Origin of the sequence: Rhizobium sp. NZLR8, assembly GCF_019685025.1 — a bacterium.
Taxonomy (GTDB): domain Bacteria; phylum Pseudomonadota; class Alphaproteobacteria; order Rhizobiales; family Rhizobiaceae; genus Rhizobium.
The window spans coordinates 469,989-482,641 of sequence record NZ_JABDVY010000004.1; the positions used below are offsets into that span (position 1 = coordinate 469,989).

At 61.9% G+C, this 12,653-nt stretch carries 13 protein-coding genes and 1 riboswitch; of the genes, 12 read left to right on the forward strand and 1 reads right to left on the reverse strand.

The window, feature by feature from the left end; genetic code table 11:
- Positions 1–180: 180 nt before the first annotated feature.
- From blh to HJB89_RS12745, 5 genes are all read left to right on the forward strand, one after another.
- Positions 181–1,461 carry a bifunctional sulfur transferase/dioxygenase Blh gene (blh, locus tag HJB89_RS12725; protein ID WP_221149966.1) on the forward strand — a complete coding sequence of 427 codons (1,281 nt, stop codon included), beginning with the start codon at positions 181–183 and terminating at the stop codon, positions 1,459–1,461.
- Positions 1,462–1,717: 256 nt separating this feature from the next.
- Positions 1,718–1,974, forward strand: a riboswitch (cobalamin riboswitch).
- Positions 1,975–2,147: 173 nt separating this feature from the next.
- Positions 2,148–3,164, forward strand: a complete 1,017-nt coding sequence (locus tag HJB89_RS12730) for an ABC transporter substrate-binding protein (protein ID WP_221149968.1) — start codon at positions 2,148–2,150, stop codon at positions 3,162–3,164.
- Positions 3,165–3,169: 5 nt separating this feature from the next.
- Positions 3,170–4,201, forward strand: a complete 1,032-nt coding sequence (locus HJB89_RS12735) for an iron ABC transporter permease (protein ID WP_221149970.1) — start codon at positions 3,170–3,172, stop codon at positions 4,199–4,201.
- Entirely contained in the window at positions 4,198–4,962 is a 765-nt protein-coding gene (locus HJB89_RS12740; protein WP_221149971.1) for an ABC transporter ATP-binding protein, read from the forward strand. The genes HJB89_RS12735 and HJB89_RS12740 overlap by 4 nt, the downstream gene beginning before the upstream one ends.
- Before the next feature lie 101 nt (positions 4,963–5,063).
- Positions 5,064–5,627, forward strand: a complete 564-nt coding sequence (locus HJB89_RS12745) for a hypothetical protein (protein WP_221149972.1) — start codon at positions 5,064–5,066, stop codon at positions 5,625–5,627.
- A gap of 67 nt (positions 5,628–5,694) precedes the next feature.
- Here HJB89_RS12745 and HJB89_RS12750 read toward each other — a convergent pair whose 3' ends face one another.
- Positions 5,695–6,186 (reverse strand): HIT family protein, encoded by a 492-nt coding sequence (locus tag HJB89_RS12750; protein WP_221149973.1) that lies wholly within the window; start codon positions 6,184–6,186, stop codon positions 5,695–5,697.
- A 277-nt stretch (positions 6,187–6,463) separates the two neighbouring features.
- Between HJB89_RS12750 and HJB89_RS12755 the strand changes: the two genes are divergently transcribed.
- The 7 genes from HJB89_RS12755 to HJB89_RS12785 all read left to right on the forward strand — a co-directional run bounded on the left by HJB89_RS12755 (position 6,464) and on the right by HJB89_RS12785 (position 12,649).
- On the forward strand, positions 6,464–7,387 hold the full coding sequence (locus HJB89_RS12755) for an MYG1 family protein (protein WP_221149974.1): 924 nt from the start codon (positions 6,464–6,466) through the stop codon (positions 7,385–7,387).
- Between the two features lie 200 nt (positions 7,388–7,587).
- Positions 7,588–7,977 carry a cytochrome c family protein gene (locus tag HJB89_RS12760; protein WP_221133138.1) on the forward strand — a complete coding sequence of 130 codons (390 nt, stop codon included), beginning with the start codon at positions 7,588–7,590 and terminating at the stop codon, positions 7,975–7,977.
- A gap of 145 nt (positions 7,978–8,122) precedes the next feature.
- Complete coding sequence (locus tag HJB89_RS12765; RefSeq protein ID WP_221149975.1) at positions 8,123–8,941, forward strand: cytochrome c oxidase subunit II; 819 nt, start codon at positions 8,123–8,125, stop codon at positions 8,939–8,941.
- Between the two features lie 65 nt (positions 8,942–9,006).
- On the forward strand, positions 9,007–10,776 hold the full coding sequence (gene ctaD / locus HJB89_RS12770) for a cytochrome c oxidase subunit I (protein WP_221149976.1): 1,770 nt from the start codon (positions 9,007–9,009) through the stop codon (positions 10,774–10,776).
- Entirely contained in the window at positions 10,773–11,486 is a 714-nt protein-coding gene (locus tag HJB89_RS12775) for a cytochrome c oxidase subunit 3 (protein WP_221149978.1), read from the forward strand. The genes ctaD and HJB89_RS12775 overlap by 4 nt, the downstream gene beginning before the upstream one ends.
- Before the next feature lie 58 nt (positions 11,487–11,544).
- Entirely contained in the window at positions 11,545–12,264 is a 720-nt protein-coding gene (locus tag HJB89_RS12780) for a heme-copper oxidase subunit III family protein (RefSeq protein ID WP_207580930.1), read from the forward strand.
- 7 nt (positions 12,265–12,271) lie between these two features.
- On the forward strand, positions 12,272–12,649 hold the full coding sequence (locus HJB89_RS12785; protein WP_207580929.1) for a cytochrome C oxidase subunit IV family protein: 378 nt from the start codon (positions 12,272–12,274) through the stop codon (positions 12,647–12,649).
- The last annotated feature ends 4 nt before the right edge of the window (positions 12,650–12,653 follow it).

The following is a 12,653-nucleotide window of genomic DNA, read 5'->3' on the forward strand; positions in this document are numbered from 1 at the left end:
GGCGCGGGAGAAGGCGCGGTTGAAGGCGGCTTCGATGGCGTAGCCGGCATCATTCAGGTTTGCGGACTGGCCGCAGGCGCGGGGAACGCCAGGCGGCTATTCTTGCGCTCGGCAATATACTTGTGAGATTGTATCGATATACATGCGATACTGCATGATGCACGTAGCATGGGGGCTTCGATGACATCCGTGAGGGTCAATGAGCTGATATCGGTGACGGGACAGCCCGATGCCGCGGGCTTTGCCGCTTTTGCGGCAAACGGCTTTGCCGGCGTCATCAATGCCCGGCCGGATGGCGAGGAGCCGGGGCAGCCCGGCAATGCCGCGGAAAAGGCTGCTGCTGCTGCCGCGGGGCTCGCCTACAGCTTCGTGCCGGTGAAAGGGGCCGAGATCACCGAGGCCGATATCCGCGCTTTCCAGATGGCGATGACGCAGGCGAAGGGGCCGGTCGTCGCTCATTGCAAGAGCGGCACACGGGCGCTGACGCTCTATGTGCTGGGAGAGGTGCTCGACGGGCGGATGCAGCCCGGAGAGGTCGAGGTCTTCGGCCAAAGACTCGGCTTCGATCTTGCCGGCGCACGCCGCTGGCTGGAAAAGCGGGCTGGGCAGGCGGCCGGTGTGAAGGCCTTCTTCGAGCCCCGCAGCTGCAGCGTGCAATATGTCGTTTCAGATCCGGTGACAAAACGCTGTGCCATCATCGACCCGGTGCTCGATTTCGACGAGATGTCGGGCGCGACGGGAACGGCGAATGCCGACGCCATCCTCGCTCATATTGACAGCGAGGGGCTGACGGTCGCGTGGATCCTCGACACGCATCCGCATGCCGATCATTTCTCCGCCGCGCATTACCTCAAGAGAAAGACCGGCGCGCCGACGGCGATCGGCGCCCATGTCACCGACGTCCAGGTGCTCTGGAAGGAGATCTACAACTTGCCGGCACTCGAAACCGACGGCTCGCAGTGGGACCGGCTGTTTGCCGATGGCGACACCTTCGAGATCGGTGGGCTTGAAGCCCGTGTGATGTTTTCGCCCGGCCATACGCTTGCTTCGGTGACCTATCTGATCGGCGACGCCGCCTTCGTGCACGACACCGTATTTACGCCGGATTCCGGCACGGCGCGCACGGATTTCCCCGGCGGCAGCGCCAGCGCCCTCTGGCACTCGATCCAGGTCATCCTGTCGCTGCCCGATGAGACCCGGCTCTTTTCCGGCCACGACTATCAGCCCGGCGGACGCCACGCGCGCTGGGAAAGCAGGGTGGCCGCCCAGAAAAACGGTAACCCGCATATATCAGGCATCGACGAGGCCGGCTTTGTGGCGCTGCGCCAGGCGCGCGACCGCACGCTGCCGAAGCCGAAACTGATGTTGCACGCGCTACAGGTGAATATTCGGGGAGGCAGATTGCCGGAGCCGGAGGGAAATGGGCGGCGGTATCTGAAGATACCGCTGGATGCGTTGTAGCAAGAAGTAGCGTTGCGGCGTGCTCCGAGGTTTCGCCCTCTCGGGCTGCGCACATCAGCATCAGGGACGTTGGCGGATGCCGCGCTCACGACAGCGGGAACGGGAGAAAGCGGCGCCAACGCTCAAGAGAGCCTCATACTGAGGAGGCGAGGATGCAGATATTACACCGGCCAACAAGGCCCCTACGTTCCGTCTCTATTTTTCACCCGCACGAACCCAATCCTCCGCAATAGGCATTGACGTCTTGCGGGCAGGCGACGTAACTGGGGGCGACGGTTCCCTGAAGATGACTCCAAGGGGATTAATAGGGAACACGGTAAGGACGACCCAGTAGGAACCGAGACCGTGGCTGCCCCCGCAACTGTATGCGGATTGTCGATCATCTCAGGTGTGGCCAGCGACTGGCCATCTCTGAAGGGCTTATAGCCCTGCCACTGCGAGATATCGCGGGAAGGCGGATGAACCGACGGATATCCGCAAGCCAGGAGACCTGCCGTCAATCACGATCCAATCAACCGGGCGGGGATGCCCGGACAAGGAACAGACATGATTGACCTTCTGAACCTTCGCCGAATTTCGGCATGCATCCGTCTCGATTGGGCCTCCTGCGGTTAGCGCACGTATCACCGTGCCTTCGGCCGCGCGTGCGGCATAACCATGCTTTTTCCCTTCAATCGAGGTTTTTCATGCGCCAGATTCTCGCCACCATGACATTTGCCTTCGGGCTGATCGGCCTTGCGGCACCGAGCCTTGCCGCCACCCAATATCCTTTGACCATCACCAATTGCGGTGAGCAGGTGACGTTCCAGAAGGCGCCGTCGAAGATCGTTTCGATTGGCCAGGGCATGACTGAAATTCTTTTCTCGCTCGACCTTGCCGAGAAGATTGCTGGTACGGCCGTCTGGGTCGGTCCCGTCCTGCCGCAATATGCCGAGGCTAACAGCAAGATAAAGCGTCTCGCCGACAATGATCCGAGCTTCGAATCCGTCGTTGGGCAGGAGCCGGATCTGGTGGCGGCCGAGTTCGCATGGCATGTCGGCGCGCAGGGCTCCGTCGGCAAGCGGGAGCAGTTCCAGGATCTCGGGATCAATACCTATCTCGCGCCGGCCGATTGCGTCGCCAAGGTCAACGCCGATGGCGGCGACGGTGTGCGCAAGGAGCTGTTCACGATGGAGCTGGTCTACCGTGAGATCGCCGAGCTCTCGGAGATCTTCGACGTGAAGGAGCGCGGCGATGGGCTGATTTCCAAGTTGAAGAAGCGCGAGGCGGATGCCGTCGCGTCGATATCAGGCGCATCGGGCAAGAACCTGCCCATCGTCTTCTGGTTCTCCAGCAAGCAAGTCAATGGCGATGCTTTCATCGCTGGCAAGAACAGCGCGCCTGCCTATATCCTGAAGGCGATCGGCGCCAGGAATGTCGTGACAACCGAAGAGGAATGGCCGCTGGTCGGCTGGGAAACCATTTCTCAGGCGAACCCGGCGGTTATCGTGTTGGCGACCATGGACCGGCGCCGCTACGCCGCCGACGATCCGAAGGTCAAGATCGATTTTCTCGAGAACGACCCGGTGACCAAGGAGCTTGACGCGGTCAAGAACGAGCACTTCGTGATGATGGACGCGCAATCGATGAACCCGACGATCCGTACGATCGACGGCATCGAGACCTTGGCGAACGGCATCAAGTCCTTCGGTCTCTCGCAGTGAAGGCAATGTCGGGCAGACAACACGGATGGTGGGCGCTTGGCGCGCTCACCATTTCTGCCTTTCTGCTTCTCGGGCTGATGATCAATCTCGCTGTTTCGATCGGGGAGATCGCGATCCCGCTAGCGACCACGGCGGAGGCGGTGTCGAACCGGCTGTTCGGCACGGATTTCGAGCTCAGCCGCATCCACCAGGGCATCGTCTGGGATTATCGGCTGAGCCGGGCGCTGGTTGCGGCCAGCGCCGGCGCGTCGCTCTCGCTCTGTGGCGCCGTGCTGCAGGCGCTGCTGCGCAATCCGCTGGCCGAACCCTACGTGCTCGGCATCTCCGCCGGCGCCTCGACGGGAGCGGTCTGCGTGATGATCCTCGGCTTCGGCTACGGTGTTTTCGGCCTGTCGAGCGGCGCCTTCATCGGCGCGGTCATCGCGTTTCTGCTGGTCGGCTTCCTTGCGACGGGTGCGGGGGGAACCGGCGAGCGCATCATCCTTTGCGGCGTCGCCGGCTCGCAGCTCTTCAATGCGCTGACCTCCTACATCGTGACGACATCGGCGAATGCCGAGCAGGCGCGCGGCATCCTGTTCTGGCTTCTGGGGTCGCTCAGCGGCGTGCGCTGGCCGGATGTCTATCTCTCGGTGCCGATCGCGCTTGCCGGCTTCGTCATCTGCATGGCCCATGTCAGGGCGCTCGACGCCTTCGCCTTCGGCACGGACGCGGCGGCCTCGCTCGGCATTGCCGTGCGCCGCGTCCAGATCCTGCTGTTCGGCCTGACGGCGGCGATGACGGCAAGCGTCGTCAGCGTGGTGGGCTCGATTGGCTTCGTCGGCCTCGTCATTCCGCATGCCGCCCGCTTTCTCGTCGGGCCGGGCCATCGGCGGCTGCTGCCGGCAACGGCGCTCGGCGGCGCAATCTACATGGTCGGCGCCGATATCGTCTCGCGCATCATCATCCCGCAGCAGGTCCTGCCGATCGGCGTCGTCACGGCGCTCTTCGGCGCGCCGGCCTTCGCCGTCATCCTCTATCGCGTCCGGAGGAGTGCATGAGCATTACCATCGATGCGGTGAGTTTCGCCGCCGGCGACACGGTCATCGTCAACGGCGTCAGCCTGACGGTGGCAAAGGGCAAGGTGCTCGGTCTGCTCGGGCCGAACGGCTCCGGCAAATCGAGCCTGCTCAGGCTGATCTGCCGGCTGCGGAAGGTCCGCAGTGGCGTCATCCGGCTGGGCGAAGACGATATCGCCTCGCTGTCACGCGCAGCCCTTGCGCGGCGCATCGCCTTCGTCGAGCAGCAGTCGACGACCGATACGCAGCTGACGGTGCGCGACGTGGTGCGGCTCGGCGGCACGCCACATCGCGGGCTGCTCTCGCCCTGGGGCGCGGAGGACGATGCCGCGGTCGATGAGGCCTTGTTACGGGTCGACATGGGGGAGCGGGCGGGCCAGCTCTGGCAGACGCTGTCGGGCGGCGAGCGCCAGCGTGTCCATATCGCGCGGTCGCTGGCGCAGGCGCCGAGCGAGTTGTTGCTCGACGAGCCGACCAATCATCTCGATATCCAGCATCAGCTCGACATTCTCCAACTGATCTCGAAACTCGGCATCACCTGCATCGTCGCGCTGCACGATCTCAACCTGGCGGCGATGTTCTGCGACAGCCTGGCGGTGCTTCAGAAGGGCGAGGTCGTCGCCTCGGGCGCACCGGAGCATGTGCTGACGGAGGATATGATCGCCCGTGTTTTCGGCGTTCGCGCCCATGTCCAGAAATCGGCCGTGCATGGCCGGCATCATATCCAATACGTCATGGATTGAGCGGCTGGGAATTCGTTCTCAGGGAGAGGCTTACTGGCATTTTTCCAGGACTGGCGTATGATTTCCTGGGGCGCGCGCGCCCGGTGGAACGGAGTTTCGCGATGCTCGAAAGAAATCAGTTTCCCCTGCGCCCGGTCGTTCCCGGTTTCGCGGTCGCCTGGGTCGTCATCATTTCAGGTGCTAGCGTCGCTCTCAGCCTGCTTTTTGCCTGCGTGACGCCCTTCGTGGCCTTGGCGGCGGTGTCAGCGGTCATTCTTCCTCGGCGGATGGCGGTGACGGCGGTTTTGCTGGCCTGGCTCGCCAACCAGATGGTCGGATATCTCCTGCTCGGTTATCCCCAGACTTGGGACAGTTATGCCTGGGGCTTGGCGATCGGTATCGCTGCAATCGCATCTCTGGCGGCAGCGCTCGGAGTGCTTCGTCTCGCGGCGGACCTTGCCGTCACCGCGGCTGGCGCCTTCATGGCCGGCTTCGTTGCCTATGAAGGCGTACTCTTTGCCGCAACGGCGGTGCTTCCGTCAGGCGAGAGCGCGTTTTCGGCGTCGGTCGTAGCGAGTATTCTGTTGATCAATTCCTTGGCCGCGATCGGCCTTATCTGCCTTCATGCCGGCGCGGCGGCTGGCCGTGCGCTGGTTGCAAGACAGCCGGGACCGGCGCTGCTTTAGGCGTCTGACTTCATGCACGTCGTTCTGCCAAAACTGCTGCGCAGTTCCGACTGCTTGAGCACAAGGACTAAGGCGCCTGAAACCGCATTGCCTCTCGCAACAACGCAATGACCTCTGAGACCGACGGCCCTCTGACCGGTGGCGGGACCGCGCGTTCACAAAACTCGCGCCAGACGAACAGCGTCAGTTCCGCGCCGTCCGTTGCGGTTTCTCCCGGTCCTTCTGCAAAATTATCAAGCAGGCGATATCGGCTGTCCTTCCAGAACAACTCCTCCACCCAGTCATATATCGGGATCACATGAAAATGGATCGGATAACCGGGCGTGTGCCCGTATCGGCCGATATAGATGCGGAGAGCATTCAATTCTTGTTTCAGCGCGCTCTGCGCTCTTGCGAGCAATGGGCCGAATTCGCCCAACGCCGTTTCGGGCAAATCCGACAGGTCGGTCGTGTCGGTCTTGGAACCGATCATGAGATAGCCGGGAAGGGCGGAGTTCATGCGGTGGTTCACAAGCCATCCCGCGGTCTCGGCGACATGAAAGTGCTGAGGAATCTCCAAGCGCTGCCTCTTTCGGTCTTCGCAAATGCATATTTGCGACGCCGGAGACTAAGCAGTTTTGCGAAGGCTGCAACGGCGATCCGGGAGATCGACCAGGATTTGTTTTTGGCTTCGCGGCGGTTGTTATCCGTATGCCAGGGTTCGGAGGCCGCCGGGCGGCGGTCGGCACTGTGCTGGCTGAAATGCGCCAAAGACGGGTTGAGATCGTCGCCAGCAACGGCTATCTGGTTCCGACCTGCAAGCGGACCCTCCGCGAACGACAAGGCGCATAGCTCCCATGATCCCCGATTTCCTCGTCACCCATTCCGGTGGCTTCCATGCCGATGAATTGCTGTCGAGCGCCATCCTGACCCGGCTTTTCCCGCAGGCGCGTATCGTCCGCAGCCGGGCGTCGGAATGGATCACGCCGGGCAAAGACCGGATCATCTACGATGTCGGCGGCGTCTATGACCCGGATGCCGGGATATTCGATCACCACCAGCGCGGCGCGCCGTTGCGCGACGATGGCCAGCCTTACAGCTCGTTCGGCTTGATCTGGAAGCATTACGGCCGTGATTATCTCGCAGCCTCCGGCCTTCCCGAAACACATGTCGATGTGGTGCATGGCTCTTTCGATGCCGGCTTCGTGCTGCCGATCGATCTGACCGACAACGGTGCGCTCAGCCCCTCGGGACCGCTGGCGGGGCTAACGCTGCCGGCGCTGCTGGAGACCCTGAAACCGGTTTTCGACGAAGCGGACCCCGAGGCAGACGATCGCGCCTTCCATGCGGCTCTTGCCATTGCCCGCAGTTTCGTCGAGGCGAGGATCGCCCAGAGTGCCGCAAAACTGCGGGCCGAAGCGATGGTGCATCGGGCGATCGAGGCTGCGGGGCAAGGGCGTGTTCTGGAATTGCCAAGAGGAATGCCCTTCCGTCCCGCCATCGTCAAGGCCGGCGCCGATCACCTGCTGTTCGTCGTCCACCCACGCGAAAAAGATTGGTGCGTGACCGGCATCCGCCGTGCCGAGCAGGGTTTCGAGCTCAGGGCCGATCTGCCGGCAGCCTGGGCCGGTCTTGCTAATGGAGAGTTGGAGGCGGTTTGCGGCATAGAGGGTGCGACCTTCTGCCACAACGGCCGCTTCATCGCCGCCGCCAGAACCCGCGAGGCGACGCTTGCCATGGCCGAGTTGGCGGTAACGGAAGCGCTCTCGATCGGGGAGTAGTCAAAAAGGGCGTCAGCTGACGTGGCAGTTATCCGCGTCGGGTCCACCTGGTATCAGAGGCGTTCAGGTGACCCAAATGTGGAAGCGATTGACTTGCATCCGCGAAGGACTAAGCTTTGGGCCATAACAACCACCACCCACACGCGAGAGATAATGGACGGTGTGAGTGGCTGGCGACCTTGAGGAGGATGAGGTTTGCCATGGATTACCGTGTTGTTCTGCTGATTGGTGCAGCTGTGACTGCTCTTTTCCCTGCTGTCGCCGGGGCGCAGGAGGGTGATGCGACGGCGGGCGCCACCGTTTTCAAAAAATGTGCGACCTGTCATATCGCCGAGTCCGATACGAACAAGGTCGGCCCGTCGCTGAACAAGCTGTTTGGCAGGAAGGCGGGAACGCATCCTGATTTCGCCTATTCGGCCGGCATGAAGGCGGCAGGCGAAGGCGGTCTCGTCTGGGACGAGACGGTGCTGCGTGACTATCTGCACAATCCGAGAGCGAAGGTGAAGGGCACGAAGATGGCGTTTGTCGGCCTGAAGGACGACCAGGAGATCACCGATCTCATCGCCTATCTCAAGCAATATTCCCAGTGAGGTTGAATACTCCAAATGACGGGTCGCGGCCGACGGCGCATGCCTAAATTGCCGTAATTGCCGATATTTTCTATCTGTGCGATAATAAACACGGACTTTCTGCGGAATGCGGTTTCACGGTCAACCTGCTCGAGGAGGAGCGGAAATGGCTGTCGTGCTGATCCTCGTCCTGATTGTCGTCGGCTCGGTGCTGTTCCATGTGCTGAGCCCGTGGTGGTGGACGCCGATCGCGTCCAACTGGACCTATATCGACAGTACCCTCGTCATCACCTTCTGGATCACCGGCACTGTTTTCGTAGCGGTGATTTCGTTCATGGCCTACTGCGTGTTCCGCTTCCGCCACAAGCCCGGCAACCGGGCGCATTATGAGCCTGAAAACCGTCGGCTGGAATTGCTGTTGGCAGGGGGAACGGCGGTCGGCGTCGCGGCGATGCTGGCGCCCGGCCTCATTGTGTGGAACCAGTTCATCACGGTGCCCGCCGATGCCGCATCGGTCGAGGTCGTCAGCCAGCAGTGGCTGTGGAGCTTCCGCCTGCCGGGCGCGGACGGAAAGCTTGGCCGTGCGGAGACGCGCGACGTCACTCCTGACAATCCGCTCGGCCTCGACAAGAACGACGCAAGCGGCCTCGACGACGTCATCATCGAGGGCGGTGAGCTGCATCTGCCGATCGGCAAGCCGGTGCACATATTGCTGCGCTCCGTCGATGTGCTCCACGATTTCTACGTGCCGGAATTCCGCGCCAAGATGGACATGATCCCCGGCATGATCACCTATTTCTGGCTGACGCCGACGCGGACTGGGACCTTCGAGATCCTCTGTGCCGAACTCTGCGGCGTCGGCCACCCGCAAATGCGCGGCACCGTCGTCGTCGACGACGACGCGGACTACCAGACCTGGCTCGGGCAGCAACAGACGTTCACCCAGCTTACGGCGTCATCGGGAGAGCCGCCGCAGGCAAACTGACTTCGGCGCAGCCGCCGGAGCCGCTTGATGGCTCAGTTAACCGGCGGGGAAAGGGAAGAGAGATCATGGTCGAGATTCCATCCGGCAGCATTCCATCCGCCGAAGTCGAGGATGTCGAGCTTTACCATCCGAGAAGCTGGTGGACGAAATATGTGTTCAGCCAGGATGCCAAGATCATCGCCGTGCAATATTCGATCACCGCCATCTCGATCGGCCTGGTGGCGTTGGTACTCTCCTGGCTGATGCGGCTGCAGCTTGCTTTCCCCGGCTATTTCGCCTTCATCGACGCCGATCACTATTACCAGTTCATCACGATGCACGGCATGATCATGGTGATCTATCTGCTGACCGCGCTGTTTCTCGGCGGCTTCGGCAACTACCTCATTCCGCTGATGGTCGGCGCGCGCGACATGGTATTCCCCTACGCGAACATGCTGAGCTATTGGATCTATCTGCTCGCGGTGCTGATCCTGGTTGCGGGCTTTTTCGCCCCCGGCGGTCCGACCGGGGCTGGATGGACGCTTTATCCGCCGCAATCCGTTCTCTCCGGCACGCCCGGCGGCAAGGACTGGGGCATCCTGCTGATGCTCTCCTCGCTGATCGTCTTCATCATCGGCTTCACCATGGGCGGCCTGAATTATGTGGTGACCGTGCTGCAGGGGCGGGCGCGGGGGATGACGCTGATGCGGATGCCGCTCACCGTCTGGGGCATCTTCACCGCCACCGTGATGGCGCTCTTGGCCTTTCCCGCGCTCTTCGTCGCCTGCGTCATGATGCTGTTCGACCGCGTGCTCGGCACCAGCTTCTTCATGCCCGCCATCGTCGAAATGGGCACGCAGCTGCAGCATAGCGGCGGCAGCCCGATCCTGTTCCAGCACCTGTTCTGGTTCTTCGGGCACCCCGAAGTCTATATCGTCGCGCTGCCTGCCTTCGGCATCGTCTCGGACCTGATCAGCACGCATGCGCGCAAGAACATCTTCGGCTATCGCATGATGGTCTGGGCGATCGTCATCATCGGCGCGCTCAGCTTCGTCGTCTGGGCGCACCATATGTATGTCAGCGGCATGAACCCGGCCTTCGGCTTTTTCTTCGCCACCACGACGCTGATTATCGCTGTCCCGACGGCGATCAAGGTCTACAACTGGGTGCTGACGCTGTGGCGCGGCGACATCCATCTGACGCTGCCGATGCTCTTTGCGCTCGCCTTCATCGTTACCTTCGTCAATGGCGGCCTGACCGGTCTGTTCCTCGGCAATGTCGTCGTCGACGTGCCGCTGTCGGATACGATGTTCGTCGTCGCGCATTTCCACATGGTCATGGGTGTGGCGCCGATCCTCGTCATCTTCGGGGCGATCTATCACTGGTATCCGAAGGTGACGGGACGCATGCTGAACGAGGCGCTCGGCCAGATCCACTTCTGGATCACCTTCCTCGGCACCTATGCGATCTTCTTTCCGATGCATTATCTCGGCCTGCTCGGCGTGCCGCGTCGCTACTACGAGCTCGGGGAGACGGCCTTCGTTCCACCTTCGGCCCATACGCTGAACATCTTCATCACGGTCATGGCGCTGATCGTCGGGGCCGGGCAGATGGTCTTCCTGTTCAATCTGGTCTGGAGCCTTTTCCGGGGCAGGGAGGCCGGCGGCAATCCATGGCGGGCAACGACGCTCGAATGGCAGACGCCGCAGACGCCGCCGGCGCACGGCAACTGGGGCAAGGACCTGCCTGTCGTCTACCGCTGGGCCTATGATTACAGCGTGCCAGGGGCGGCCGAGGATTTCATCCCGCAGAATGTGCCGGCAAGCGATGGCATCACCCGGGAGGTGCCGGCATGAACGTCATCCTGCTCTTCCTTGCCGCAGTCGGCGCCATCATCTTCTGGTGGCTTTCCGGGCAGCGGCTGACCTCGAAGCCCTGGCTGGAAGCCGGATCCATGCAACTGCCGGATCATCATAGCGCCGATCGGCCACCCGTGCCGGCGGTGAAAATCGGCCTGTTCGTGTTTCTCGGCGTCGTCGGCGCGCTCTTCAGCCTTGCTGTCAGCGCCTATTTCATGCGCATGGCGTCGGCGGACTGGTGGGGGATGCCGGTTCCGCGCCTGCTCTGGGTGAACACGGCAGCACTTGCCTTGAGCAGTGCCGCGCTGCAATGGGCCAAACGAGAAGCGCGGCACGGCCGCATGGAAGCCCTGCGGCCAGCGCTTGTGACGGGACTTGCGCTTGCGGTCTTCTTCCTCGTCGGACAAATCCAGGCTTGGCGGGAACTGACTGCAGCCGGCTACGTGCTTGCCGACAATCCCGCCAACAGCTTCTTCTACATGCTGACCGGCCTGCACGGACTGCATATCCTCGGTGGGCTTGCCGTGCTCTCGCACACGACCGTCAGGGCATACTCAACCGACGTCGCGCCGGACAGGTTACGCCTCAGCGTCGATCTTTCCGCCATCTATTCGCATTTCATGCTCGCCGTCTGGCTGTTGCTCTTTGCCCTCTTTGCCGGGTGGGCGAATGATTTCGTCGATCTCTGCCGCACATTGCTGAAATAGGGGCTGAAATAGGGGCTGAAATAGGGGCTGAACCAGGGGCCGAATTAGGAGGTTGCAGATGGCACAGACTATCGAGACGCACGGCGAGCCGGACCTCAGGCCGGTCGGTCTGCGCGGTATCGCCGCCGATTTCAGCTCGGATCAGCGCGCCTTCAAGACGGCGTCCTGGGGTAAGGCGATGATGTGGATCTTTCTCCTCAGCGACACCTTCGTCTTCGGCTGTTTTCTGATCGCCTATATGACCGCCCGTATGTCGACGCCGGTCGCATGGCCCAATCCGAGCGAGGTTTTCGCGCTCCATATCGGGGGCGAGGATGTTCCGCTGATTCTGATCGCAATCATGACCTTCGTGCTGATCTCAAGCAGCGGCACCATGGCGATGGCGGTCAATTTCGGCTATCGCCGCGACCGCCACAAGACGGCGATGCTGATGCTGCTGACCGCACTTCTCGGAGCATGTTTTGTCGGCATGCAGGCCTTCGAATGGACCAAGCTGATCACCGAAGGCGTGCGCCCCTGGGAGAACCCGTGGGGGGCAGCACAGTTCGGATCGACATTCTTCATGATCACCGGCTTTCACGGCACCCACGTCACGATCGGCGTCATCTTCCTCCTCATCGTCGCCCGCAAGGTCTGGCGGGGCGATTTCGACGAGGAGCGCCGCGGCTTCTTCACCAGCCGGAGAGGGCGCTACGAGGCCGTCGAGATCATGGGTCTCTACTGGCACTTCGTCGACCTGGTCTGGGTCTTCATCTTCGCGTTTTTTTATCTGTGGTGAGGTCGTCATGAACGAGACAACGGCGCATGCACACACCCAAACGGCGCATGCACAAACACCGCATTCACAAGCCCCGGGACAGCAGCACCCGATCCGGCTCTATCTCTTCGTCTGGGGCCTGCTCTTCGTGCTCAGCGCCTGTTCCTACATGGTCGATTATCTCGGCATCCAGAGCTATCTCAGGTGGACGCTGATCCTTGTGTTCATGATGCTGAAGGCCGGGCTGATCGTCGCCATCTTCATGCACATGGCCTGGGAACGGCTGGCGCTGGTCTACGCCATTCTGCTGCCGCCGGTGCTGGTGCTGGTTTTCGTCGCGCTGATGGTATCGGAGGCGGACTATACGATTTTCACCCGGCTCGCCTTCTTTGGGGCTGGGCCGTAGATAT